This is a genomic window from Winslowiella toletana, assembly GCF_017875465.1.
Lineage (GTDB): Bacteria > Pseudomonadota > Gammaproteobacteria > Enterobacterales > Enterobacteriaceae > Erwinia > Erwinia toletana.
In genome coordinates this window covers 136,045-160,771 of record NZ_JAGGMQ010000001.1, presented here as the reverse complement: position 1 = coordinate 160,771, position 24,727 = coordinate 136,045, and the positions used below count along the sequence as shown (strand labels likewise).

The following is a 24,727-nucleotide window of genomic DNA, read 5'->3' as shown; positions in this document are numbered from 1 at the left end:
CGAATACGAAGAGTAACGCGCCGCGTCAGGTCAGAGTGCGGCGATAATTTTGATTTCAACTTTATATTGCGGATTCATCAGATTCGCCTGCACGGTGCAACGCACCGGCGCATTACCCGGTGATACCCATGCGTCCCACGCGCGGTTCATCGCCGGGAAATCCTCCAGATTAACCAGAAACAGCGTGGCATCCAGAATGCGACTTTTGTCGGATCCGACACGTTGCAGGATACGATCGATCACCGCCAGCGCATTGGCGGTTTGCGCTTCGGCATCTTCGTCCAGATTCTCCGGTACACTGGTGTAATAAACCGTCTGGTTGTGGATCACTGCTTCAGACATGCGGTGCTCCGGATCAATACGGGTAATGCTCATCACGTTTTCCTTTCTCGGTTCGATTCTGGCCATTAGCCTGACACAGAAATAATCCTGCTGTCATCTGTTGTGGAGAGCGTGGCAGAATACTGACATAATTACAGTGTTTTTTACTCAGGCAGTGAGGGTGTGTGGCAGACGATTTTGCAGCAGAAGGCGCACTGGCGCGGGAAATTCCGGGTTTTAAACCGCGCGAAGCACAGCGGCAAATGGCGGAAGCGGTAACCGATGCGATTAGCCGCCGCAGCGAACTGGTGGTGGAAGCAGGTACCGGCACGGGTAAAACCTACGCCTACTTAGCGCCGGCGCTGCGCAGCGGTAAGAAAGTGATTATTTCTACCGGTTCCAAAGCGCTGCAGGATCAGCTCTACAGCCGCGATTTGCCGACCGTGGCGCGCGCTCTGAAATTTAAAGGTCAGATGGCGCTGCTGAAAGGGCGTTCCAACTATTTGTGTCTGGAACGCCTCGAGCAGCAGTCGATGGCCGGTGGCGAACTGGCGGTGCAGGCGATGAGTGACCTGGTGCATCTGCGCGGCTGGTCCAACGAAACCGTTGATGGCGATATCAGCACCTGCGGTGGCGTGGCGGAAGACAGCACCATCTGGCCACTGGTTACCAGCACCAACGATAACTGCCTCGGCAGCGACTGCCCGCTGTATAAAGATTGTTTTGTCGTCAAAGCGCGTCGCCGCGCGATGGACGCCGATGTGGTGGTGGTTAACCATCATCTGTTTCTCGCCGATATGGTGGTCAAAGAGAGTGGCTTCGCTGAACTGATCCCGGAAGCCGATGTGATGATTTTCGATGAAGCTCATCAGGTACCCGATATCGCCAGCCAGTATTTTGGTCAGCAGCTCTCCAGCCGCCAGTTAATTGACCTGGCGAAAGATATCACCATCGCTTACCGCACCGAAGTGCGTGATGCCCAGCAGTTACAGAAGTCAGCGGACCGCCTTGCACAGTGTGCGCAGGATTTTCGTCTGGCGCTGGGCGATCCGGGTTATCGCGGCAATCTGCGGGAAGTATTAAGCGATACGCATATCCAGCGCGCCCTGACGCTGCTCGATGACGCGCTGGAGCTGTGCTATGACGTGGCGAAGATGTCGCTGGGCCGTTCGGCGTTACTGGATGCAGCCTTTGAGCGCGCGGCGCTGTATCGCAACCGTCTGAAGCGCCTGAAAGATATCTCCCAGCCGGGTTTCAGCTACTGGTATGAGTGTAACTCGCGCCACTTTGTGCTGGCGCTGACGCCGCTATCGGTTTCCGAACGTTTTCGTGAAGTGATGGATGAACGTCCGGCGGCGTGGATCTTTACCTCGGCCACACTGGCGGTTAACGAAAAGATGGATCACTTTGTTGAACGCCTTGGCGTCGGCAACGCTGAAGCGCTGATCCTTAACAGTCCGTTTGATTTTGCCAGTCAGGCGCTGCTGTGCGTACCGCGCAATCTGCCGTCGCCGAATCAACCCGGCGGCGCGCGTCAGCTGGCGCGGATGCTGCTGCCGCTGATTGAAGCCAATAATGGCCGCTGCTTCTTTCTCTGCACTTCGCATCAGATGATGCGCGACCTCGCCGCCGAATTCCGCGCTTCGCTGAAGCTGCCGGTATTGTTGCAGGGTGAAACCAGTAAAGGTCAGTTGCTGAAGCAGTTTGTCGCCGCCGGTAATGCTCTGCTGGTGGCCACCAGCAGCTTCTGGGAAGGGGTCGACGTGCGCGGTGATGCGCTGTCGCTGGTGATTATTGATAAACTGCCGTTTACCTCGCCGGATGATCCGCTGCTGAAAGCGCGGATGGAAGATTGTAAGCTACGCGGCGGTGAGCCATTTGATGATGTGCAGCTGCCGGATGCGGTTATCACGCTGAAGCAGGGCGTGGGTCGCCTGATTCGTGACGTTGACGACCGCGGCGTGCTGGTGATTTGCGATAACCGTCTGGTGATGCGACCTTACGGCGCGGTGTTTCTTAACAGCCTGCCGCCGACGCCGCGTACCCGTGATCTGCAGCGCGCGGTGGAATTTCTTACTGCGGCATCGACGCAGTAATTCCCGCCGCCATGTGCTAAGATGCCGCCGAAAAAATGTTGATCCCGCCTGAGGTTGCTATGTCCACGCGAATTTTAGCCATTGATACGGCCACTGAAGCCTGTTCAGTTGCGCTGTTAAATAATGACACTATTGATGCCCGCTTTGAACTCTGTCCGCGTGAACATACGCAGCGTATTCTGCCGATGGTTGAACAGGTGCTGTCCGCAAACCAGCTGGCATTAACCCAGCTGGATGCGCTGGCCTACGGTCGCGGACCCGGCAGTTTTACCGGCGTGCGGATTGGCATCGGTATTGCGCAGGGTCTGGCGCTGGGCGCCGGGTTACCGCTAATTGGCGTCTCAACGCTGGCCACTATGGCGCAGGGCGCCTGGCGTCTGACCGGCGCCACCCGCGTGCTGGCGGCGATTGATGCGCGCATGGGCGAAGTCTACTGGGCCGAGTATCAGCGCGATGAGCTGGGCAACTGGCTGGGCGAGAGCAGCGAAGCAGTGCTGAAACCAGAAGCGGCGCTGGCGCGAATGGCGTTGCTGGATGGCACATGGGCGACCGTCGGCACTGGCTGGCAGGCGTGGCCAGCGCTGGCGGCGCAAAGTGGACTAAACTTAATGACGACTGCTGTGGAACTGCCCGCCGCTGAGGATATGTTGCCGCTGGCCGCACTGGCGCTGGCAAAAGGTAACAGCGTGGCGGTAGAGCATGCTGAACCCACCTATCTGCGCAATGAAGTGACATGGAAAAAATTGCCTGGACGTCAGTAAACGGCAACTTATTAGCCGAACGGCAGTCTAAAAAAACAGTATCAGGGAGAGTTAATTATGCGTAAACGTTTTATTAGCCCGGCCAGCCTGTTGCTGCTGGCAACTGTTTTCCTTTCCGGCTGTGTGTCCATCCCCGATTCGGTGAAAGGAACCTCACCCGTCCCCCAACAGGATTTACTGCGCGTGATGAATGCGCCGCAGTTATATGTCGGCCAGGAGTCGCGTTTTGGCGGTAAGGTGGTGAAAGTCACTAATCTGACCGGCCGAACGCGTCTTGAAATCGCCACTCAACCGCTGGACAGCTCTGCGCGACCGATTCTTGGCGCGGCTTCCGTCGGTCGTATCTATGCTGACATCAATGGCTTTATCGATCCGGTCGATATGAATAACCAGATGGTCACCGTCATCGGACCGATCAAAGGTACCGAAAAAGGGGAAATTGGTCAGGCTGCTTATAATTTTGTAGTGGTCAATGTTACCGGTTATCAGCGCTGGCATTTGACGCAGCAGGTGGTGATGCCGCCGCAGCCGATTGATCCCTGGATCTGGTATGGTCCACCGCGTGGTCGTCATGGCGGTTACTGGGGACCAGGACCGTGGGGAGGTTGGTATAATAACAGCCCCGGTCAGGTGCAGACTATCCTCACTGAGTAACCAGTAGTAAACTAGTCACCCGGTATTCATTCATTTTGCGGCCCGGTCGCGACATACTGCGACCGGGCCGTTTTGTTTTTTTTCTCTCAGGAATGAGAAATTTAGTGATGGGCTTCGCAAGCCTGCCACCGAGTAATGAGTAAACTGGTACGCTGAGTTAAAATATTGTTAACAGAGCGTGACGGTGAGGCTGCTATGACAATGAAATATGATTTCCAGGACGAATCTTTGAAGAAAGTTTGGCTTAACCGTTACCCGGCCGATGTCCCGGCTGAAATTGATGCTGACCGTTATACATCTCTAGTTGATCTGTTTGAGCAAGCGGCAAAACGTTATGCCGATCAGCCGGCATTTATCAATATGGGTCAGATGATGACTTTCCGTAAGCTGGAGGAGCGCAGCCGCGCCTTCGCCGCTTATCTGCAGCAAGGACTGGGACTGAAGAAGGGCGACAGAGTCGCGCTAATGATGCCCAATCTGTTGCAGTATCCGATTGCGTTGTTCGGCGTGCTGCGTGCTGGCATGATCGTCGTTAACGTCAACCCGCTCTATACCCCGCGTGAACTGGAGCATCAGCTGAATGACAGTGGCGCCAGCGCCATTGTGCTGGTGTCTAACTTCGCTCATACGCTGGAAAAAGTGGTTGATAAGACGCAGGTGAAACATGTGATCCTGACGCGACTCGGCGATCAGCTGTCGCCCGCCAAAGCCACGCTGGTCAATTTTGTGGTCAAATATATTAAGCGGCTGGTGCCGAAATATAATCTGCCGCACGCTATTTCCTTTCGCAGCGCCATGCATCAGGGTTACCGCCTGCAATATGTCAGGCCACAGGTAATTAATGAAGATCTGGCTTTCCTGCAATATACCGGCGGCACCACCGGCGTGGCGAAAGGGGCAATGCTGACTCATCGCAATATGCAGGCTAATCTGGAGCAGACCAAAGCCACCTACGGCTCACTGCTGCAGGACGGTAACGAAACGGTGGTCACCGCGTTGCCGCTCTACCATATCTTTGCGCTGACGGTAAATTGCCTGCTGTTTGTCGAGCTGGGCGGCCGCAATCTGCTGATTACCAACCCGCGCGATATCCCGGGGCTGGTTAAAGAGCTGGGCAAATATCCGTTTACCGCCATCACCGGGGTCAATACGCTGTTTAATGCATTGCTGAATGACAAAGATTTTAACCGGCTGGACTTCTCTTCATTGCGTCTGTCCGCCGGTGGCGGTATGTCGGTACAGAAAGCGGTGGCCGAGCGCTGGGAGAAGCTGACCGGCCACTATCTGCTGGAAGGGTATGGCCTGACCGAATGTTCGCCGCTGGTGTCGGTTAATCCTTATGATATTACCTGTCATAATGGCAGCATTGGCCTGCCGGTGCCCTCCACCGATATCAAACTGGTCGATGACGCCGGTAATGACGTAGTCGAAGGGGAGCCTGGCGAACTGTGCATTAAAGGGCCACAGGTGATGCTCGGCTACTGGCAGCATCCGCAGGCCACTGATGAAGTATTAAAAAATGGATGGCTTCACAGCGGCGATATTGTTACCGTTGATCATGAAGGCTTTCTGCGGATTGTCGATCGTAAAAAGGATATGATTCTGGTCTCCGGTTTCAACGTTTATCCTAATGAGATCGAAGATGTTCTGATGCAGCATGCGAAAGTGCGCGAAGTGGCCGCCATTGGCGTGCCGAGCGATCTGTCCGGTGAAGCGGTAAAAGTCTGCGTAGTGAAAAAGGATGATTCACTGACCAAAGATGAGCTGATTGCGCACTGTCGTCGCCTGTTAACCGGCTATAAAGTGCCGAAAATTGTCGAGTTTCGTGACGAGCTGCCAAAAAGCAATGTGGGTAAAATCCTGCGTCGCGAGCTGCGTGACGAAGCGATTAAGGCGGCGAAAAGCGGCGGATAACGCAGCCAAACGCACTGCACTAAGATTACATAACGCCGGTGAGTCCGGCGTTTTTATTGCTATCAACACCTGAACACTGCCTGATGAGTTTGCAGGCGGCGAGAGAAAACAATTTGAATTACACATTAATCACTTCCGACGAGGCGCTGGCTGAGGTCTGTCAGGCGGCGCGCCAGTTTTCTGCGCTGGCGCTGGATACTGAATTTGTCCGTACACGCACTTACTATCCGCGTTTAGGTTTAATCCAGTTGTATGACGGCGAACGCGTATCGTTAATCGATCCGCTGGCGATCAGCGACTGGACGCCATTTGAAGCGCTGCTCAGCGATCAGCAGGTGATCAAATTCCTGCATGCCGGTAGCGAAGATCTGGAAGTGTTTATCAACGAGTTTGGCGTGATGCCGGATCCAATGATTGATACGCAAATCCTTGCTGCCTTTAGCGGACGTCCGCTCTCCTGCGGTTTTGCCACCCTTGTCGAATCCTTTACCGGCATTGCCCTGGATAAGAGTGAGTCACGTACCGACTGGATGGCGCGCCCGTTAAGCGAACGTCAGTGTGAATATGCCGCCGCCGATGTGTTCTATCTGCTGCCGATCGCCCAACAGCTGGTGGCGGAAACCGAAGCCGCAGGGCAGATGGCTGCCGCACTGAGTGAGTGTCAGCTGCTGTGTCAGCGTCGTAGCGATATCCTGCTGCCGGAAGATGCCTGGCGTGAGATTACCAATGCCTGGCAGCTGCGCCCGCGTCAGCTGGCGGCCCTGCGGCTGATGGCGGCATGGCGTCTGGAGCTGGCGCGTGAAAAAGATATGGCGGTTAACTTTGTGGTGCGCGAAGAGAATCTGTGGAAAGTGGCGCGCTTTATGCCGGGTTCACTCGGTGAGCTGGATCATCTTGGCTTAAATGGCCATGAAATTCGTTTCCACGGTAAAACTCTGGTCAGCTTTGTCGCGCAGGCCAATGCGCTGCCGGAAGAGGAACTGCCGGAGCCGCTGAGCAATATTATCGATCAGCCGAACTATAAACAGGCGTTTAAAGCCCTGAAGGCGCTGGTGCAGGAAGTGAGTGAAAGCTCAGGCTTAAGTCCGGAACTGCTGGCTTCACGTCGGCAGATTAACCAGTTATTAAGCTGGCACTGGCGTATTAAGCCGCGTGAGCGTTTGCCGGAACTGCTGGCAGGCTGGCGTGGTGAGCTGATGGAAAAGGGCATTACACAACTGCTGGCGGAGTATTAAGTCGCCAGGGTCGCCATAAAACGGTTTCCCCTGCTACAGCGCAGGGGAAATTCAGGAGTAATCAACCATCATTTCGTCGGTTCTTCCACTTCTGGCAGCGTAACGTTCAGCTCCAGAATCGAAATGTCATCTCCTTTTTGATCCAGCTGCACGGTCACCATCTCCGGATCAATTTTTACGTATCTGCAGATCACTTCCAGTATGTCGCGTTTCAACTGTGGCAGATAGTGGGGCTCACTGTCGCCCCTTCTGCGTTCCGCCACGATGATTTGCAGCCGTTCCTTGGCTATATTTGCTGTGCTCTTTTTACGGGATAAAAAGAAATCGAGTAAGGCCATGGTTTATCCCCCGAACAGGCGTTTCAGGAAACCCTTCTTCTCTTCTTCAATGAAGCGGAAGGGACGTTCTTCGCCGAGTAAACGGTCTACGGCATCGGCATAGGCTTTGCCCGCATCGGACTCGCCATCAAGAATCACCGGTTCGCCCTGGTTGGACGCACGCAGTACGGACTGATCTTCCGGGATAACACCAACCAGTGGAATGCGCAGAATTTCCAGCACATCTTCCATGCTCAGCATATCACCACGGTTTACGCGGCCCGGGTTGTAACGGGTTAACAGCAGATGTTCTTTAATCGGATCCTGACTGTTTTCCGCACGACGTGATTTCGAGGCGATAATGCCCAGAATACGGTCGGAGTCACGAACCGAAGAGACTTCCGGGTTAGTGGTAATAATCGCTTCGTCGGCGAAGTAGAGCGCCATCAATGCGCCGGTTTCAATACCCGCCGGGGAGTCACAGACGATAAAGTCAAATGCCATGGCATCCAGGTCATTCAGCACTTTTTCCACGCCTTCGCGGGTCAGTGCATCTTTATCACGGGTCTGCGAAGCTGGCAGGATAAACAGATTTTCCGTGCGCTTATCTTTAATCAGCGCCTGGTTCAGCGTGGCGTCGCCCTGGATGACATTGACGAAGTCATACACCACACGGCGTTCACAGCCCATAATCAGGTCAAGGTTACGCAGACCGATATCGAAATCGATCACCACGGTTTTTTTGCCTTTCTGCGCCAGACCAGTAGCGATGGCCGCGCTTGACGTGGTCTTACCAACGCCCCCTTTACCCGATGTAACTACAATAATGCGTGCCATATTGATTAATTCCTTAACAAAGGGGCTGAGTCTATTCCAACAGGCTTTTTACGCGCCGGGCATCGCTGACGACGTAAAAACAGGCCTAATTTAATGTCTGTATGGTTATCGCGCCTTCTTTCAGGCAGAGGCGCGAGGCTTTGCCAAAAAATTCAGCAGGGATTTGGTCCATCATCCAGTATTCACCGGCGATCGACACCAGTTCCGCAGACAAACTGGTACAAAAAATCTGGCACTCACGGTCGCCGCTGGCGCCGGCAAGCGCGCGTCCACGCATCATGCCGTAGATATGGATATTGCCATCGGCCACCAGCTCGGCGCCGGCGCTAACGCTGTTGGTGACAATCAGGTCAGCGTTGCGCGCATAAATCTGCTGTCCGGAGCGAACCGGCGTGTTAACGACACGGGTTTTTGCCACCAGATTTTCCAGCGGTTGCACCGCCTGAATCAGCGGCGCGGCTTCTGCCGCCTTCTTCTGTTCTTTCCCTTCGGCCAGAACCGGTAAACCGGCGCGCGTGATCATACGCTTCAGGCTTTCATCTTTACAGCCGCTGACACCGATGATGCGCAAGCCAGTTGAGATCACCGCCTGCTGCATCTGTTTCCAGTTAACTTCACCAGAAAGCGTCGCAACATTGAGCACCACGGGCGCATTTTTCAGGAAGGCTGGAGCCTGGTCAATTTTGTCCTGAAGCGCCTGACGAACCACCTCGGGTTGAGTGTGGTGTAAATGAACAACAGACAGTGTGAAACTACTGCCCTTTAACTCGATTGGCGTTTGCGACATCTGTCCTGACTCAGTCCTGTTGTGTTTCACCCGACTCAATTAAGCTTAATTTTATCATCACTTAATCAAAGCGGGACAATATTCCGAAGTACTGCAAGCATGTTATAGTTACTGCTATATTCAGGCAAGCCACCATCCCAGTTAATTCGAGTAAAAAATATGTTTTGTGTGATCTACCGAAGCCCGCAGCGCGACCAGACTTATCTTTATGTAGAAAAAAAAGACGATTTCTCGCGCGTGCCCGCAGAACTGCTCCGTGGTTTTGGCAAGCCGCAGCTGGCAATGCTGTTACCACTTGATGGCAGTAAGAAACTGGTCAATGCCGACCTTGAGAAAGTGGCCGCGGCTTTAAAAGAGCAGGGCTATTATTTGCAGCTGCCACCTCCGCTTGAAAGTCTGCTAAAAATGCATCTGGAAAATAGTAAATGAGGTGAATTAAGAATCCTCTGTAAATATCTCCGCCGCACGCTGTTAACGATGCAGATTAATATTTGCGGCGGATAAACCCGATTAAAAAGGATGCCCGCATGAAGCAGACAGCCCTCAGTGCTCTTACCCTCGCGCTTTTGCTCACCGGATGTGCCAGTAAAAACAGCGCCGCCCCATTGCCTGCCGCCTCGCAGCCCGCGCCTGCGACTACCCTGGCGGAACAGGGGCGCAATCCGGCTGAATTTCCGGCTTATGTGGAAAAATTAAAAGCGCAAGCGCGCGCGCAGGGGATTACTCAGAGCACGCTGGATAGCGCTTTTGCCAACGTGCATTTTGTTGATCGGGTGATTAAATCGGATCGCAATCAGCTGGAGAAAAAAGTCACGCTGGATGACTATCTGGCGCGCACCATCACCGCGGCGAAAATCACTCAGGCGCGTGAAAACGCGCAGCGTTATCAGAGCCAGTTAGCATCTGTCAGCCAGCGTTACGGCGTGCCGGCGCAATATATCGTTGCGCTCTGGGCGATGGAGAGTAATTTTGGCAAGATTCAGGGCCGCGAAGATGTGATTTCGGCGCTGGCGACGCTGGCGTTTGAAGGACGGCGTGAAGCACTGTTTACAAAAGAGCTGATTGCCGCGCTGAATATTGTCCAGCAGGGCCATATCAGCGCTGCTGAGATGAAAGGGTCCTGGGCTGGCGCGATGGGCCAGAATCAGTTTATGCCAAGCTCTTACCTGCGTTATGGCGCCGATGCGGATGGCGACGGCAAAATCGATATCTGGAACAATATTGATGATGTGTTTGCCTCGACCGCCAACTATCTTGCTAAAGAGGGCTGGCGTGCTGGCGAAGGCTGGGGCCGCGAAGTGGTGTTGCCGGTGGACTTTGTGAAAGAGCAGGCCGGTCTGAAGGATACGCAGGCGAAAAGCGTCGGCGAATGGCAGAAGCTCGGCATCCGCATGACCAACAGCGTGGCGCTGCCGGACAACGCTCAGCGCGCCTGGATCATCCTGCCGGATGATATGGAAGGGCGCGCGTTTATGGTTTATGACAATTTCCGCACAATAATGCACTGGAATCGATCTTATTATTTCGCTATCAGTATCGGCAAAATGGCTGATGCTATCGGGCAGTAAGTGATTAACTGACTAACGCCAGCGGCTGCTGGCGTTGCCACTCAACAGTAAGCAGGGGAAAAGCATGTATCAGCATCGTAACTGGCAGGGCGCACTGTTAGATTTTCCGGTAAGCAAAGTGGTATGTGTCGGCAGCAACTATGCTAAACACATTAAAGAGATGGGCAGCGCGACGCCGGAAGAGCCGGTGGTGTTTATCAAGCCGGAAACCGCACTGTGCGATTTGCGTCAGCCAATTTCGATCCCGAAAGCCTTTGGCTCTGTGCATCATGAAGTGGAACTGGCGGTGCTGATTGGCTCCACGCTAAAGCAGGCCACCGAAGAGCATGTGGCGAAAGCGATTGCCGGTTACGGTATCGCCCTTGATTTGACACTGCGCGATCTGCAGGCGGGTCTGAAGAAAGCCGGTCAGCCATGGGAGAAATCGAAAGGTTTTGATAACTCCTGCCCGCTGTCAGGTTTTATTCCGGTCAGCGAATTTGACGGCGATCCACAGAACAGCGAACTGAAACTGGTGGTCAATGGCGAAGTGCGTCAGCATGGCAATACCTCTGATATGATCACCAAAATTCTGCCGCTGATTGCCTATATGAGCCAGTACTTTACCTTGCGCGCTGGCGATGTAGTGATAACCGGCACCCCGGAAGGCGTTGGCCCGATGGCCTCCGGCGATACGCTGGAGCTGTCGCTGGGCGGCCATGGCGTGTCGACGCGCGTACTGTAAAGGTTGCATCTGAAGCCCGAACTGTTTATAAGGTGCGGGCTTTCATAAAAACAGGACCAGACCATGACCGATACCCCTTTCTGGCAGCAAAAGTCGCTTGAGCAAATGACCGATAAGGAATGGGAGTCCTTGTGTGATGGTTGTGGCCAGTGTTGTCTGAATAAGTTGCAGGACGAAGATACCGATGAAATCTACTTCACCAACGTCGCCTGTAACCAGCTCAATATCAAAACCTGCCAGTGTCGCAACTATGAGCGTCGCTTCGAGTATGAAGAGGATTGCATCAAACTGACACGCGACAATCTGCCGACGTTCTCCTGGCTGCCGCCAAGCTGTGCTTATCGCCTGCTGGCTGAAGGCAAATCGCTGCCGGTATGGCATCCGTTACGCAGCGGTTCGAAAGCGGCGATGCATGCGGCACGGATCTCCGTGCGTCATATCGCGGTGCGCGAAAGTGAAGTTGTGGACTGGGAAGATCATATTCTCAATCGCCCGTTGTGGGCGCAGTAAAAAAAACGGGCCTGACGGCCCGTTTTTTTATCGCTTAGCGTGAAAACAGATCGCGGCGTTTGGGTTTAAACGGCTGGGCGATCAGCACCAGTACCGCCACCAGCAGAAACGCAGCAAAAATAATCACCAGCCATTGCGGCATGCTTAACGTCAGGAAAGACCACTGGTTCTCAGCGCAATCGCCGCTGGCGACAAACATCGACGGCAGCCATTTATCCAGTGGCAGCCAGCTCGGGAAACGCGCGGCGAAGTCACAGGTGACAAACGGATTCGGATGCAGCTGAATCATGGTGTGCTGGTAAGCTAACCGCATACCTTCCCATGCGCTGTAAATCCAGCCGACAATCGCCAGCAGACGTAGCGGGCTTTTAGGGGCAATCGCGCCGACGATGCCTGCCGCAACAATGCCCCACAATGCGCAACGTTCATAAATGCACATCACGCAAGGCTTGAGCATCATTACATGCTGGAAGTATAGCGCTACCATTTCCAGGGCGAGAGCAATCAGAGCCATTAATAACCAGGCACCGCGTCCTCTGGAGCATTGATTTAAATATCGCAACATAGTCTTTCCATGCAAGAAACCTTGATAGCGCAGTGTAAACCAAAAGGCGTTCGCTGCCAGCCTCAGCTACGAAAAAATTAATCAGATAAGTGACTTAAATTAAGTAACCGTCAAATTTCCGCCTTATGGATGTGGCAGGCTGATCCAGCCATGTTGCATCAGGTATGCCGTCACAGGTTCCAGACAATAGATAATGCAAATCAGCCCTACCAGCGACAAGACGATTGTAAAGGGTAGCGCCATCCACACCATACGGCCATAAGAGAGGCGGATCAGTGGCGCCAGCGCCGAGGTCAGCAGGAACAGAAACGCCGCCTGACCGTTTGGCGTGGCGACTGAGGGCAGGTTGGTGCCGGTATTGGTTGCTACTGCCAGCAGCTCAAACTGCTGAAGGCTGATAGCGCCGCTGGTAAAGGCATTTTTCGCCTCATTGATATACACCGAGCCGACAAACACATTATCGGAAATCGATGACAGCAGGCCGTTAAACACATAGAACCAGCTAAGCTGCGAGGCGGGCTCGGCCTGCAGCACAAAGTTAATCAGCGGACTAAACAGCTGCTGCTCAACAATCACCGCCACAATGGCGAAAAATACCGCCAGCAGCGCCGTAAACGGCAGCGCATCAGTAAAGGCTTTACCGATGGCATGCTCATCCGTTACGCCACACAGTGACGTCGCGAGGATAATCACTGACAGGCCAATCAGGCCCACTTCCGCCAGATGAAATGCCAGCGCCACAATCAGCCAGAGGCCAATCAGCGCCTGCACCCATAAGCGTACGCTCTCCTGACGTGTGCGCCTGGCGCCAGACTGGCGATCGTAATCCAGCAGAATGTCTCGCACCGGCGCCGGCAACGGCTCGCCATAACCAAATAATTTAAAACGCTCAATTAAGATGCTGGTGAGGATGCCGCAAATCAGTACCGGTACGGTTACTGGCGCCATACGCAGGAAAAACTCGCCAAAATTCCAGCCGGCGGCCTTGGCGATAATCAGGTTTTGCGGTTCGCCGACCATTGTCATCACGCCACCGAGTGCAGTACCGACGCCGGCCTGCATCATCAGACTGCGCAGGAAGGAGCGGAATTGCTCCAGCGTCTGGCGATGCTCCTGTTCGGCAATATCACTGTCATCATGATGAGATTCTTTATTACCACCCGAGATCACCTGATGATAAATCGCGTAAAAACCGCTGGCCACGGTAATCACCACCGCCACAACCGTCAGCGCATCGAGAAACGCTGAGAGGAAAGCGGCGGCCAGACAGAATGACAGTCCGAGTAGTACCTTCGAGTGGATATTCAGCAACAGTTTAGTAAACACCAGCAGCAGCAGCTGTTTCATAAAGTGGATACCGGCCACCATAAAGATCAGCAGCAGCAGCACTTCCAGATTACCAGCCAGTTCCTGCTTTACCTGCCCGGCGCTGGCCATGCCAATCGCAATCGCTTCCAGCGCCAGCAGACCACCTGGCAGCAACGGATAGCATTTCAATGCCATGCCAAGGGTGAAAATAAACTCCGCTACCAGCAGCCAGCCGGCGAGAAACGGGCTGACAAAAAAGAACAGCAGCGGATTCAGCAGCAGAAAAGCCAGCAGGGTAACTTTGTACCAGACGGGCGACTGCCCGAGAAAATTACGCGTCATCGCGCCGGTGACAGAAATATCCATCAGTGATATCAGCCTTATTTTTGCTATGTAATATAAATATAAACAGAGGGTAAAGCGGCAGAGGGCTGTAGGCAATATGATTATCTTGCTAATGGATGGGATAATTTTGTTATTTTCACGTCGCGATCGCTTTTTCACCCCTTTACAGACTATGTCCCGCCAGGGGCCTCTGGTATGATGAGCTGAATTTTTTGCGGTATATGAAAGCGACGAGAAAAATTGTTATGGTCATTAAGGCGCAGAGCCCAGCGGGTTTCGCTGAAGAGTATATTATTGAAAGCATCTGGAATAGCCGCTTTCCACCCGGTTCCATTTTGCCCGCAGAACGTGAGCTTTCTGAATTAATCGGTGTCACCCGCACCACGTTGCGTGAAGTGCTTCAGCGCCTGGCGCGCGATGGCTGGTTAACTATTCAACATGGCAAACCGACCCGGGTAAATAATTTCTGGGAAACTTCCGGGCTGAATATTCTGGAAACGCTGGCGCGTCTCGATCATGACAGCGTGCCACAGCTGATTGATAATTTGCTGTCTGTGCGCACCAATATCTCCTCGATCTTTATTCGTCGCGCCATCCGTCATCATGCGGATAAAGCGCAGGAGGTGCTGGATACCGCCAACCATGTGGAAGACCACGCCGAAGCTTATACCGAACTGGATTATAATATCTTCCGCGGGCTGGCTTTTGCTTCCGGCAACCCGATATATGGTCTGATTCTGAATGGCCTGAAAGGGTTATATACCCGCGTCGGACGTTACTATTTCTCCAATCCCGAAGCACGGAAACTGGCGCAGAATTTCTATCAGCAACTGATGGTGATTAGTCAGAAACAGCAGTTTGATCTGATTGTCGATGCGGTACGCGACTATGGTCGTCAGAGTGGTGAGATCTGGCACAGCATGCAGAAAACCATGCCGGCCGATTTAGCGCATCAGCAGCGTCGTTAATCATTTGGGCGGCGTTCTCGCCGCCCGTCAGTTACAGCATGGTAGGACGCGGCGGAACGCGATCAAGCAGCTCCACGCTGCCATCTTCATTCTGCTGCTCAAGATGGATATCAAAGCCCCACAGGCGATGCACATGCTTCAGCACTTCACGACGGCTCTTATCCAGCGGCGCGCGCTCCTGCGGCACATAACGCAGGGTTAATGAACGGTCGCCACGCAGATCGACGCTATACACCTGAATATTGGGTTCCAGATTGCTCAGATTATATTGCGCGGAAAGCTGCTGACGGATGGCGCGGTAACCGGCTTCATCGTGGATTGCGGCAATCTCCAGGAAATTATTGCGATCGTCGTCCAGCACTGTAAACAGGCGGAAGTCGCGCATCACTTTCGGTGACAGGAACTGGCTGATAAAGCTCTCATCTTTAAATTCGCGCATGGCGAAATGCAGCGTCTCCAGCCAGTCTTTACCGGCGATATCCGGGAACCAGTAGCGATCCTCTTCTGTCGGCGACTCACAGATACGTTTAATATCCTGGAACATCGCAAAGCCAAGGGCATACGGGTTAATTCCGCTATACCACTGGCTGTTATACGGTGGCTGATAGACCACATTGGTATGACTGTGCAGAAACTCCAGCATAAAGCGCTCGGAGACTTTGCCCTCATCATACAGGTGATTAAGAATGGTGTAGTGCCAGAAGGTGGCCCAGCCCTCGTTCATCACCTGGGTCTGTTTCTGCGGATAGAAGTACTGGCTGACCTTACGTACGATGCGCAGCACTTCACGTTGCCAGGACTCCAGCAGCGGCGCATTCTTCTCCATAAAGTACAGCAGGTTTTCCTGCGGCTCAGAAGGGTAGCGAGCCGCTTCTGCCTGCACTTCCTCTTTCTCGCGTCGCGGCAGGGTGCGCCACAAGGTATTGACCTGGCTTTGCAGATACTCTTCACGGCTCTGCTGTCGCGCTTTTTCTTCCTGCAACGAAATTTTTTGCGGACGTTTATAGCGATCGACGCCGTAGTTCATCAGCGCATGGCAGGAGTCGAGCAGTCGTTCGACCTCTTCAACACCATAGCGCTCTTCGCATTTGGCGATATAACTGCGGGCAAACAGCAGATAATCGACAATTGAACTGGCGTCGGTCCAGCTGCGGAACAGGTAGTTGTTTTTAAAAAATGAGTTATGACCATAGCAGGCATGGGCCATCACCAGCGCCTGCATGGTGATGGTGTTCTCTTCCATCAGGTAAGCGATGCAGGGATTGGAGTTAATGACGATTTCATACGCCAGCCCTTGCTGACCATGTTTGTAGCGCTGCTCGGTCTCAATAAATTTCTTACCGAACGACCAGTGGGCATAGTTGATCGGCATCCCGACGCTGGAATAGGCATCCATCATCTGTTCGGAGGTGATGATTTCAATCTGGTGCGGGTAAGTATCGAGCCGGTAGAGTTTCGCGACACGGTCGATCTCTTCCAGGTAGCTATCAAGCAGTTCAAAGGTCCAGTCCGGACCATCGCTGAGTCGTTTATTGTGCCTGATCGCATCGTCAAAAATAGTCGTCATAGCGCACCCCTCTTATTTGAATCAGCATTAAACAGCGATTCATGGTGATCTGAGTTTTCCTGCTTGTCGGTTCCGACAAAGAAAGCCCGAAAATCTGAGCGAATACTTCAATGATAGTTCACTGTCACTCATCCGAAACAGGAACACAAACGAAATATTTGGCAGAAAATAGAGCGCGCGGCAAAAAAGAATTTTCAAATATTAAAAGATGCGATTAATTAGCGCTTAGCCAGCATAATATGCTGTTTATAAGGGTTTTGTATGAGCAGTTTCTTTTCTGCTGACAAGTCGCGGATTATGCGGGTTTGTAATAATTTGCTGCTGCAAAGCGCCAGATGGCAATATTTTGCTCTAAATTGAACCTCTCATCTTGTTTTTAGTTACCCATAAGGTAAAAAAGATGTGAAATAGTTCACCGCGACAGCCTTGCGGGTTGCCGGTATGTTCATCCGAAATCAGGCTGTCAAAACAGTATATTGTTCTTTTGTTAACTGCCGTGGAGTGGTTATGCGAGTTGTCATTCTTGGAAGTGGGGTGGTGGGAGTCGCCAGTGCATGGTATCTGGCGCAAGCGGGGCATGAGGTTACGGTAATTGACCGTCAGCCAGGGCCCGCGCTGGAAACCAGCGCCGGTAATGCCGGGCAGATTTCGCCAGGTTATGCTGCCCCATGGGCGGCGCCAGGCGTACCGCTAAAGGCAGTTAAATGGATGTTTCAGCGCCACGCGCCGCTGGCTATCCGTCTTGATGGCAGCAGTTTTCAGCTGCAGTGGATGTGGCAGATGCTGCGTAACTGCGATATGCGCCACTATCAGCAGAATAAAAGTCGCATGGTGCGCATTGCCGAATATAGCCGCGACTGTCTGAAAACGCTGCGCGAACAGACCGGCATCGCCTATGAAGGACGGCAGGGCGGCACATTGCAGCTGTTCCGCACTGCGCAGCAGTATGAAAGCGCCGCAAAAGATATCGCGGTATTGCAGCAGGCGGGAGTACCTTATCAGCTGCTGGAAGCCAGCGAACTGGCCAGCGTCGAACCGGCGCTGGCTGCCACCAGCCATAAGCTGACCGGCGGTCTGCGCTTACCTAATGATGAAACCGGCGACTGCCAGCTGTTTACTCAGCGTCTGGCGGAGATGGCTGCGGCGGCTGGTGTCAACTTCCGCTTTAACACCCCGGTGGATCATCTGCTGCGTGACGGCAACCATATTTATGGCGTGAAGTGCGGGGAGGAAGTGATTAAAGCCGATGCCTATGTAGTGGCGTTTGGTTCTTACTCCACTTCACTGTTGCACAATATCCTCGATATTCCGGTCTATCCGTTAAAAGGCTACTCGTTGACGATCCCCATCAGTGATCCCGCGGGCGCGCCGGTTTCTACGGTGCTGGACGAAAGCTATAAAGTGGCGATTACCCGTTTTGATAACCGTATCCGCGTCGGCGGCATGGCGGAGATCGTCGGCTATAACAACCGGCTGCTGCCTGCGCGGCGCGAAACGCTGGAAATGGTGGTGCGCGATCTCTATCCCACCGGTGGCCATATCGAGCAAGCCAGCTTCTGGAGCGGCCTGCGTCCGATGACGCCGGACGGCACGCCAATTGTTGGCCGTACGCCGCTGAAAAATCTTTTCCTCAATACTGGTCACGGAACGCTCGGATGGACCATGGCATGCGGTTCAGGCCAGCTACTTTCTGATATTATTTCCGCACAAACCCCGGCCATCGCCGCTGACGATCTGTCGGTCATGCGCTATCTGCCGGGTTTTTCCGCATCCAACAGCACCCCGTTACACCGTGCTGACGTTACGCGTTAAGGCTTTACAAGGAGAGGTTATGTCACGTCCGATTGTCGCAACCATTGATACTGCCGCGTTGCGACAAAACCTGGCGATTGTTCGCCAGGCTGCGCCTGATTCCCGTATCTGGTCGGTGGTCAAAGCGAATGCCTATGGCCACGGTATTGACCGGGTCTGGCAGAGTTTGTCAGAGACGGACGGCTTCGCGCTGCTGAATCTGGAAGAGGCGATTCTGCTGCGTGAGCGCGGCTGGAAAAAACCGATCCTGTTACTGGAAGGTTTCTTTCACAGCGATGAGCTGGCGATTCTCGATCGCTACCGCTTAACCACCAGCGTCCACAGCAACTGGCAGATTCAGGCGATTGCTAACGCTAAACTGGCGGCGCCGCTCGATATTTATCTGAAAGTTAACAGCGGGATGAACCGGCTCGGTTTCCAGCCCGATCAGGTTTACAACGCCTGGCAAAAACTGCGTGCGCTGGATAATGTGGGTGAGATGACGTTAATGGCGCATTTCGCCGCAGCGGAGAAAGCTGAAGGGATTGTCGCGCCGTTGCAACGCGTTGAGCGTGCGGCGGAAGGGCTGAACTGTTCCCGTTCGCTGGCCAACTCTGCGGCCACGCTGTGGCATCCGCAGACCCATTTCGACTGGGTGCGTCCCGGCATTGTGCTGTATGGCGCATCACCCAGCGGCCAGTGGCAGGATATCGCCAGCAGTGGTTTACAACCGGTGATGACGCTGAGCAGCGAGATTATTGCGGTGCAGAATTTGCAAGCTGATGATTGCGTCGGCTATGGCGCCAGATATCGCGCGCAGGCCGAACAACGGATTGGTGTCGTCGCCTGTGGCTATGCTGACGGCTATCCGCGTCATGCGCCAACCGGAACGCCAGTGATGGTGGATGGCGTGCTGACGCAGACACTGGGGGCGATTTCGATGGATATGATTATGGTCGATCTGACTCCCTGCCATCAGGCAGGTATTGGCAGCAAAGTGGAGCTGTGGGGCAATAACGTGAAAATCGATGATGTCGCCAGTGCCGCCGGTACGGTGGGGTATGAGCTGATGTGCGCGCTCGCCCCACGAGTACCGGTAAACATTCGTTAAACCTTCAGAGCGCGGTGATACGGCCGCGCACTGCTTTACTGCAGCGCCATGCGGTGAACGCCAGCACCGCACCCACCAGCATCATCAATGACAGCGCCGCTTTCTCACTTAACGGCAACGCCATCATAAATAATCCTGCGGATGAACCCCCGGCCATCTGAATAAAACCGGCCAGCGCGGAGGCGACGCCTGCCTGCTGCTGATAAGGTTCCAGCGCATAGCTGGTGGCCGGGCCTACGGTAAACGCCAGGCCTGCCACTGAAATCCCTACCGGGATCATATACAGCGCCCAGTGCGTTTGCCACGCGGCGGGCAGCAGCAATACGCCGCCATACAGTGTAATGGCGCCGATGAACATGGTGATACTGCCAATCGCCAGACAGATCGGGCGGCCCAGTTTACGGATCATTTTATTGACCAGCACACTGACCAGCATAATCCAGAAACCGTTAGTACCAAAGGCGACAGAAAACTGCAGTGCGCTGAGTTTGCCTTCGGTCATCAGCACCTGCGGCGCCAGAGAGACATAGGTCAGCACCATGCCCAGCGCACCGGCGTTAGCAAAGGCAAACGCCAGAAAACGAGGCTGTCTGAAGATCTGCCAGTACTGACGCAACGGCAGGCCTTTAACCGGCTGCGTATCCGCTGGACGGGTTTCCGGCAGGAAGAACAGCACAATCACGCCGATAAACAGCGCATAGCTGGCAAGGAACCAGAAAGGCGCGCGCCAGCCAAAGGCATCGGCGAGAAAGCCACCCAGCATCGGCGCCAGCGCTGGCACGATATTCAGCGCGCCGTTCAGAAAGCCGTAGGCGCGCGCCGCGTCCTCGCCATTCAGACGGTCACGCACGCCGCTAAACGCCACCACCGCAGTGCAGCAGACAGCGATACCCTGAATCAGGCGTGCCACCAGGAACATTGGCCAGTTGACCGCCATCGCGCCGACCACACTGCCGGTGATATACAGCAGCAGACCAATAATGGCGATCGGTTTACGGCCAAAGTTATCGACCAGCGGACCGGCGACGATTTGACCCAGTCCCATAACCAGCAGAAACAGCGGGATGGTGGTCTGGATATTACTCACTGGTGTGGCTAAGCCGTCGGCAATTTGTGGCAGGGTAGGCAGATAAAGATCGATGCCCAGCGGAGCCAGCAGAACGAGGCTCAACAGGAGCAGGGTGAATTTTTGCATAACAGGGCGCGACATCCGATAACAACAAGCCGCACAGGGTAGAGTTAACTTAAAGAAAAGAAAAGGGGAATTTATGGTTAATTGGTGCGATGGCGGTGATGTTAATGCACATTGTTGCAACGTGCATTAACATCAGCGTGGTTACTGGATATCTTTACCGCGTACTAACTCGCTGGCAGACTTGCACAGAATGCGGCTGTCGGACCAGAAGTTCCAGTTATTAACGTATAACGCATCAAAATGGGCACGGGTGGCGTAGTCATTGCCTTTACGTCCGCTTACCTGCCACAGACCGGTGATCCCCGGTTTGGCCACCAGATAGTAGTTCGCCTGGCTGGCATAGCGATCCAGCTCCACTTCCATCACCGGACGCGGGCCGACCAGACTCATATCGCCGCGCAACACATTCCACAGCTGCGGCAATTTATCGAGGCTGGTACTGCGCAGGAACTGTCCGTTTTCGGTGACGCGAGGATCCTGCTCCAGACGGAAATCATCTTCCCAGTCGCGGCGCGCCTGCTCACTGGTCGCCAGCAGCAGCGTCAGACGCTGTGCGGCATCCGGCACCATGGTGCGGAACTTAAAACAGGTAAAGAGCTTGCCGTTCTGGCCGATGCGCTGTTGCCGAAAAATAGCGTTGCCGCCGTCACGCGATGCCATCCACCACAACACCAGCAGCGCCGGGGCGAGGAACAGCAGCAACAGTGAGGCAACCAGCACATCAAAGGTACGTTTCATCAATTGCGAAGAACGGCGGGAAAAACCATAAGTGGTTACCGGCATCTTCTGCGTGCCATCATTATGACGACGGCTATGGTTGATGATATTCATATCTTCCATAATAGCGATTCTCTTATTCCGAGTAAGGGCTATCCTGAACACACAGACTCTTCAGGATCCGGATAGTGAATTACACGTTATTTGCGGCGAGTCTGGCCGACTGAGGTAATGTCCTACAGTGATTTATTTCACTTTCATTAAAGTAGTGGCCATCAGTATGCAGGATTAAGCTTAATTAGTTAATAGGGTAATAGTCTTAAAAGAAATAGACAGCAGTCTAATTAAATGACTGCAATTAAATATTATTGCCACAATTCAGCAGATTGAGTTTATGACTAAAATTTATCCCGGCAGAAAAATGCCGCCATAATATTATCAGGGCGGCAGGGGGGATCAGGCCGGTTTTTTCAATACCCAGCGGTCCTGTTGCTTGTCATAGTGACCGACATCGAGATCCACCGGGTTGCCGTCAATCCACGCGGGAACGCTGGTCTCCGTGTCCCAACCGTCCAGTTGGTAGCTGAGGCCGGGATTGGTCTGGCAGGGGATGCTGACGGTATCCAGATTGTCGGTATCCATCTCAGCATCAATAATCTCGTAGCGACCAATTTTCAGTACATGACCCATGTTACTTCTCCCATCAGGAAAGACGTGAATATTAAGCGTAGTCGCTCAGAGGAGAAAATCGAGCGATATGCTTTCGGATTATTCCTTGTCTTCAGGGACACGTACGCCGATTTTGATCACATGGTTATCTTGTTTTTCCGCCACCGTCCATACCAGCTCTTTCCATTCCACCTGGTCACCCACCACTGGCGCGCCGCCAATCATGCCGAGAATAAGCTGACCGAGCGTCTGCTGGTCATCAATATCCGCATCCAGCTCCAGACCATAGATTTGCGAGACATCGCGTAACCGGGCATCCGCTTCAAGGATAAAGTCGCCGAAGAAGCGTTGATCGAGGGCAACCGGCGGCGACTGGCTAAACAGTTTGCCGAGGGCAGGCAGGTCGCGTTCGCGACCAATCACACAGAGCACATCGCCTTCTCGCAGGCGGGTGTTGCCGGTCGGGTGCAGCAGCTGGTTCTGACGGAACAGGGCGGCAATACGGGTTTCACGCGGCATTTGCAGGTCGCGCAGTGCCGCGCCGACACACCATTTATCGGCGCTAAGCTGATAAACGAACTGTTCCCATGGGTTTTCCGGATGGATATCCAGTCCCACGCGGTTAATCGGCACGCCGGTTGGCGGCACCACGACGCGCGCTTTGCGGGCGGCAAAACCGAGCGAAGTACCTTGCACCATCAGAGAGACCAGCACCACAAAAAAGGCGATATTGAAGAATAGCCTGGCGTTCTCCAGTCCGGCCATCATCGGAAACACCGCCAGAATAATTGGCACCGCGCCGCGCAGGCCAACCCAGCTGATAAAGAAGCGTTCACGGATGTTAAAGCCGCGGAACGGCAGCAGACCGACCAGAATCGACAGCGGGCGTGCCACCAGGATTAACCACAATGACAGGATCATCGCCGGAATGGCGATATGCCACAGATCGGAGGGGGTGACCAGCAGGCCGAGCACCAGGAACATGCCAATCTGGCTTAACCATGCCATACCGTCGAAAGTCTGCAAAATACCGTGACGGTTACGAATCGGACGGTTGCCAAGTACAAAACCACACAGATAGACTGCGAGAATGCCGCTGCCTTCCAGTACCGTGGTCAGGGCAAACACCAGGATACCGCCACTGACTGCCAGCAGCGGATAGAGACCGTTGGCCAGCGCTATGCGGTTGACCAGCTGCTGGAGCGCCCAGCCGCCGCCGAGACCGAGGACAATTCCCAATCCGAACTGCTGAATCAGGTGTACCACAAACATCCAGCTGAGGCCGGTTTGTCCCAGCTGGATCATCTCAATTAAGGTAATGGTCAGAAACACGGCCATCGGGTCGTTGCTGCCGGATTCGATCTCCAGCGTGGCGCTGACGCGCTCATTCAGTCCTTTGCCGCCCAGCAGGGAAAACACTGCGGCGGCATCGGTAGAGCCGATAATCGCGCCGACCAGAAAGCCCTGCATCAAATCGAGGTGAAATAACCAGGCGGCGATCACCCCGGTTAATCCGGCGGTAATCAGTACGCCCACGGTAGCCAGCGACAGCGCCGGGCCTAACGCCACCTTAAACGAGCTGGCCTGGGTGCGCATACCGCCATCCAGCAGAATAATCGCCAGTGCAAGGTTGGAAATGAGGTAAGCCGCCGGATAGTTATCAAACGCAATGCCGCCAATGCCGTCGACACCCGCCAGCATACCCAGCGCCAGAAAGATCACCAGTATCGGAATGCCAAGTCTTGAGGAGAATGAACTTAACAGAATGCTCGACGCGACCAGCACGGAACCGATGATAAATAGACTGTAAATCGCGCTGGCTTCCAATGGGCGGCTCTCCTGAGAATGGTGGGTATTTTTACAGTGTGTTAAACGTGGCGACAAATGTCAAAAGCTATTCATAGTGCGATGTTTTACACCAGAAAAATGCGATGCGCAGAACAAAATATCAGATTTCCGGGACGATCAAACGGCTGCCAGCGGATAAATATTGTGGCTTATTAGAGGGATTGCGGTTTCAAAGGGCGGATATAGCAAAAGCCAGCGGGGGAATCTGGCTTTATGACGTTTTTACAGCGGTGCGAGTCGTTCAAAAAGCTGATAGAGACCAAATAGCAGGCTCGGTACACCCAGTATCCACAGAATGATCGAGATTTTTTGCTCTTTGAGTTTGCTGTCGAAGGCAATGCCCTGCTTTTCAATAGCTGCGGTAAGCTTCTGTGACTGAAGTTCCAGCGCTGATGACAGTTTACTTGATTGAAGCGCCAGCGCGGCTTCAAATCTTTCACCTTGCCGTTCCAGTTTGGTTTCAAATCTCTCGCTTAAGTTCTCCAGTTTACTGTCAACACTTTTGCTTAAGTTCTCCAGCTTTATTTCAAACCTTTCTGCATGGTGATCCACTTTAGCCTCAAGCCGAATCACAGTTTCAGTAAGATTTGAGAGGTTTAACTCTATGGTGTCCACTTTCTTTTCGAGACGATCTAATCGCTCCGACATGTTGTCTCCTCCACCATTCCTGTGTGGTATCTGAACATGGTTAAACGGTAAAATTTCACCCATTAAATCGGGTGAAAAACTATAAGCATAAGAACCATATGATGTTGTCATATTCTGTTCTGCTCCTGCATACCCCCCTTTGCAGCGATAAAACCGAGGCGGCTGTTCCTTTATATCCCTTTGCTTCGTTACTTTCCATCATACCTTCCAGGCGTCCTTTGACGGTGACAAAATATCCCGACCTGAAGTTTTTTTCAAGAAAATTTCGTTA

24 protein-coding genes are annotated in these 24,727 nt (G+C 53.5%); 12 read left to right on the top strand and 12 right to left on the bottom strand.

The features are described from left to right. Positions 1–30: 30 nt before the first annotated feature. On the bottom strand, positions 31–375 hold the full coding sequence (locus J2125_RS00725) for a RidA family protein (RefSeq protein ID WP_017799810.1): 345 nt from the start codon (positions 373–375) through the stop codon (positions 31–33). Between the two features lie 131 nt (positions 376–506). On the opposite strand from J2125_RS00725, the gene J2125_RS00720 reads away from it, so the two are divergent. The 5 genes from J2125_RS00720 to rnd all read left to right on the top strand — a co-directional run bounded on the left by J2125_RS00720 (position 507) and on the right by rnd (position 6,981). Continuing rightward, the gene (locus J2125_RS00720) at positions 507–2,417 is read left to right on the top strand and encodes a DNA repair helicase YoaA (protein ID WP_017799811.1); all 1,911 of its coding nucleotides are present in this window, start codon (positions 507–509) and stop codon (positions 2,415–2,417) included. A gap of 59 nt (positions 2,418–2,476) precedes the next feature. Continuing rightward, positions 2,477–3,178, top strand: coding sequence for a tRNA (adenosine(37)-N6)-threonylcarbamoyltransferase complex dimerization subunit type 1 TsaB (gene tsaB, locus J2125_RS00715; RefSeq protein WP_017799812.1), 702 nt, complete (start codon positions 2,477–2,479; stop codon positions 3,176–3,178). Positions 3,179–3,235: 57 nt separating this feature from the next. Then, positions 3,236–3,832 carry a Slp family lipoprotein gene (locus J2125_RS00710; RefSeq protein ID WP_017799813.1) on the top strand — a complete coding sequence of 199 codons (597 nt, stop codon included), beginning with the start codon at positions 3,236–3,238 and terminating at the stop codon, positions 3,830–3,832. Positions 3,833–4,060: 228 nt separating this feature from the next. After that, complete coding sequence (fadD, locus tag J2125_RS00705) at positions 4,061–5,746, top strand: long-chain-fatty-acid--CoA ligase FadD (protein ID WP_157819425.1); 1,686 nt, start codon at positions 4,061–4,063, stop codon at positions 5,744–5,746. Positions 5,747–5,859: 113 nt separating this feature from the next. Next, on the top strand, positions 5,860–6,981 hold the full coding sequence (gene rnd / locus J2125_RS00700; protein WP_026111528.1) for a ribonuclease D: 1,122 nt from the start codon (positions 5,860–5,862) through the stop codon (positions 6,979–6,981). A 68-nt stretch (positions 6,982–7,049) separates the two neighbouring features. Here rnd and minE read toward each other — a convergent pair whose 3' ends face one another. The 3 genes from minE to minC form a co-directional block, all read right to left on the bottom strand. After that, a complete protein-coding gene (gene minE / locus J2125_RS00695; protein WP_017799816.1) occupies positions 7,050–7,319 on the bottom strand; it encodes a cell division topological specificity factor MinE in 270 nt (89 codons plus the stop codon). Positions 7,320–7,322: 3 nt separating this feature from the next. Continuing rightward, positions 7,323–8,135, bottom strand: a complete 813-nt coding sequence (minD, locus tag J2125_RS00690; RefSeq protein ID WP_017799817.1) for a septum site-determining protein MinD — start codon at positions 8,133–8,135, stop codon at positions 7,323–7,325. An 85-nt stretch (positions 8,136–8,220) separates the two neighbouring features. After that, on the bottom strand, positions 8,221–8,922 hold the full coding sequence (gene minC, locus J2125_RS00685) for a septum site-determining protein MinC (RefSeq protein WP_209499427.1): 702 nt from the start codon (positions 8,920–8,922) through the stop codon (positions 8,221–8,223). Positions 8,923–9,081: 159 nt separating this feature from the next. On the opposite strand from minC, the gene J2125_RS00680 reads away from it, so the two are divergent. From J2125_RS00680 to J2125_RS00665, 4 genes are all read left to right on the top strand, one after another. Then, positions 9,082–9,351: a YcgL domain-containing protein gene (locus J2125_RS00680; RefSeq protein WP_017799819.1), complete on the top strand. Its 270-nt coding sequence runs from the start codon at positions 9,082–9,084 to the stop codon at positions 9,349–9,351. Between the two features lie 98 nt (positions 9,352–9,449). Continuing rightward, positions 9,450–10,490 carry a lytic murein transglycosylase gene (locus J2125_RS00675; protein WP_017799820.1) on the top strand — a complete coding sequence of 347 codons (1,041 nt, stop codon included), beginning with the start codon at positions 9,450–9,452 and terminating at the stop codon, positions 10,488–10,490. A gap of 64 nt (positions 10,491–10,554) precedes the next feature. Further along, complete coding sequence (locus tag J2125_RS00670) at positions 10,555–11,214, top strand: fumarylacetoacetate hydrolase family protein (protein ID WP_017799821.1); 660 nt, start codon at positions 10,555–10,557, stop codon at positions 11,212–11,214. Positions 11,215–11,277: 63 nt separating this feature from the next. Then, positions 11,278–11,724, top strand: a complete 447-nt coding sequence (locus tag J2125_RS00665) for a YcgN family cysteine cluster protein (protein ID WP_017799822.1) — start codon at positions 11,278–11,280, stop codon at positions 11,722–11,724. A 34-nt stretch (positions 11,725–11,758) separates the two neighbouring features. On the opposite strand, the gene dsbB is transcribed toward J2125_RS00665, so the two are convergent. After that, entirely contained in the window at positions 11,759–12,289 is a 531-nt protein-coding gene (gene dsbB / locus J2125_RS00660) for a disulfide bond formation protein DsbB (RefSeq protein ID WP_026111529.1), read from the bottom strand. A 123-nt stretch (positions 12,290–12,412) separates the two neighbouring features. Then, positions 12,413–13,963, bottom strand: a complete 1,551-nt coding sequence (gene nhaB / locus J2125_RS00655; RefSeq protein ID WP_017799824.1) for a sodium/proton antiporter NhaB — start codon at positions 13,961–13,963, stop codon at positions 12,413–12,415. 224 nt (positions 13,964–14,187) lie between these two features. On the opposite strand from nhaB, the gene fadR reads away from it, so the two are divergent. Further along, positions 14,188–14,910 (top strand): fatty acid metabolism transcriptional regulator FadR, encoded by a 723-nt coding sequence (gene fadR / locus J2125_RS00650; protein WP_026111530.1) that lies wholly within the window; start codon positions 14,188–14,190, stop codon positions 14,908–14,910. 31 nt (positions 14,911–14,941) lie between these two features. Here the strand turns inward: fadR and J2125_RS00645 are convergent, their stop codons facing one another. Further along, entirely contained in the window at positions 14,942–16,477 is a 1,536-nt protein-coding gene (locus J2125_RS00645; protein ID WP_017799826.1) for a SpoVR family protein, read from the bottom strand. 507 nt (positions 16,478–16,984) lie between these two features. Between J2125_RS00645 and J2125_RS00640 the strand changes: the two genes are divergently transcribed. Next, on the top strand, positions 16,985–18,289 hold the full coding sequence (locus tag J2125_RS00640) for a D-amino acid dehydrogenase (RefSeq protein ID WP_026111531.1): 1,305 nt from the start codon (positions 16,985–16,987) through the stop codon (positions 18,287–18,289). A 19-nt stretch (positions 18,290–18,308) separates the two neighbouring features. Next, positions 18,309–19,379, top strand: coding sequence for a catabolic alanine racemase DadX (dadX, locus tag J2125_RS00635; protein ID WP_017799828.1), 1,071 nt, complete (start codon positions 18,309–18,311; stop codon positions 19,377–19,379). A 4-nt stretch (positions 19,380–19,383) separates the two neighbouring features. Here dadX and J2125_RS00630 read toward each other — a convergent pair whose 3' ends face one another. From J2125_RS00630 to J2125_RS00610, 5 genes are all read right to left on the bottom strand, one after another. Then, on the bottom strand, positions 19,384–20,574 hold the full coding sequence (locus J2125_RS00630; protein ID WP_026111532.1) for a multidrug effflux MFS transporter: 1,191 nt from the start codon (positions 20,572–20,574) through the stop codon (positions 19,384–19,386). A 141-nt stretch (positions 20,575–20,715) separates the two neighbouring features. Then, positions 20,716–21,414, bottom strand: a complete 699-nt coding sequence (locus tag J2125_RS00625) for a sugar transferase (RefSeq protein ID WP_017799830.1) — start codon at positions 21,412–21,414, stop codon at positions 20,716–20,718. 333 nt (positions 21,415–21,747) lie between these two features. Next, on the bottom strand, positions 21,748–21,981 hold the full coding sequence (locus tag J2125_RS00620; RefSeq protein WP_017799831.1) for a DUF1480 family protein: 234 nt from the start codon (positions 21,979–21,981) through the stop codon (positions 21,748–21,750). A 78-nt stretch (positions 21,982–22,059) separates the two neighbouring features. Next, the gene (locus J2125_RS00615) at positions 22,060–23,787 is read right to left on the bottom strand and encodes a potassium/proton antiporter (protein WP_017799832.1); all 1,728 of its coding nucleotides are present in this window, start codon (positions 23,785–23,787) and stop codon (positions 22,060–22,062) included. Positions 23,788–24,030: 243 nt separating this feature from the next. Then, entirely contained in the window at positions 24,031–24,567 is a 537-nt protein-coding gene (locus tag J2125_RS00610; protein WP_157819426.1) for a hypothetical protein, read from the bottom strand. Positions 24,568–24,727 lie beyond the last annotated feature (160 nt).

Excerpts from the sequence above, each read along its gene's own strand:
- J2125_RS00725 (WP_017799810.1), bottom strand. The coding sequence starts at position 375 with ATGAGCATTACCCGTATTGATCCGGAGCACCGCATGTCTGAAGCAGTG.
- tsaB (WP_017799812.1), top strand. The coding sequence starts at position 2,477 with ATGTCCACGCGAATTTTAGCCATTGATACGGCCACTGAAGCCTGTTCA.
- J2125_RS00710 (WP_017799813.1), top strand. The coding sequence starts at position 3,236 with ATGCGTAAACGTTTTATTAGCCCGGCCAGCCTGTTGCTGCTGGCAACT.
- minE (WP_017799816.1), bottom strand. The coding sequence starts at position 7,319 with ATGGCCTTACTCGATTTCTTTTTATCCCGTAAAAAGAGCACAGCAAAT.
- minD (WP_017799817.1), bottom strand. The coding sequence starts at position 8,135 with ATGGCACGCATTATTGTAGTTACATCGGGTAAAGGGGGCGTTGGTAAG.
- minC (WP_209499427.1), bottom strand. The coding sequence starts at position 8,922 with ATGTCGCAAACGCCAATCGAGTTAAAGGGCAGTAGTTTCACACTGTCT.
- J2125_RS00680 (WP_017799819.1), top strand. The coding sequence starts at position 9,082 with ATGTTTTGTGTGATCTACCGAAGCCCGCAGCGCGACCAGACTTATCTT.
- J2125_RS00675 (WP_017799820.1), top strand. The coding sequence starts at position 9,450 with ATGAAGCAGACAGCCCTCAGTGCTCTTACCCTCGCGCTTTTGCTCACC.
- J2125_RS00670 (WP_017799821.1), top strand. The coding sequence starts at position 10,555 with ATGTATCAGCATCGTAACTGGCAGGGCGCACTGTTAGATTTTCCGGTA.
- J2125_RS00665 (WP_017799822.1), top strand. The coding sequence starts at position 11,278 with ATGACCGATACCCCTTTCTGGCAGCAAAAGTCGCTTGAGCAAATGACC.
- dsbB (WP_026111529.1), bottom strand. The coding sequence starts at position 12,289 with ATGTTGCGATATTTAAATCAATGCTCCAGAGGACGCGGTGCCTGGTTA.
- nhaB (WP_017799824.1), bottom strand. The coding sequence starts at position 13,963 with ATGGATATTTCTGTCACCGGCGCGATGACGCGTAATTTTCTCGGGCAG.
- fadR (WP_026111530.1), top strand. The coding sequence starts at position 14,188 with ATGGTCATTAAGGCGCAGAGCCCAGCGGGTTTCGCTGAAGAGTATATT.
- J2125_RS00645 (WP_017799826.1), bottom strand. The coding sequence starts at position 16,477 with ATGACGACTATTTTTGACGATGCGATCAGGCACAATAAACGACTCAGC.
- J2125_RS00640 (WP_026111531.1), top strand. The coding sequence starts at position 16,985 with ATGCGAGTTGTCATTCTTGGAAGTGGGGTGGTGGGAGTCGCCAGTGCA.
- dadX (WP_017799828.1), top strand. The coding sequence starts at position 18,309 with ATGTCACGTCCGATTGTCGCAACCATTGATACTGCCGCGTTGCGACAA.
- J2125_RS00630 (WP_026111532.1), bottom strand. The coding sequence starts at position 20,574 with ATGCAAAAATTCACCCTGCTCCTGTTGAGCCTCGTTCTGCTGGCTCCG.
- J2125_RS00625 (WP_017799830.1), bottom strand. The coding sequence starts at position 21,414 with ATGGAAGATATGAATATCATCAACCATAGCCGTCGTCATAATGATGGC.
- J2125_RS00620 (WP_017799831.1), bottom strand. The coding sequence starts at position 21,981 with ATGGGTCATGTACTGAAAATTGGTCGCTACGAGATTATTGATGCTGAG.
- J2125_RS00610 (WP_157819426.1), bottom strand. The coding sequence starts at position 24,567 with ATGACAACATCATATGGTTCTTATGCTTATAGTTTTTCACCCGATTTA.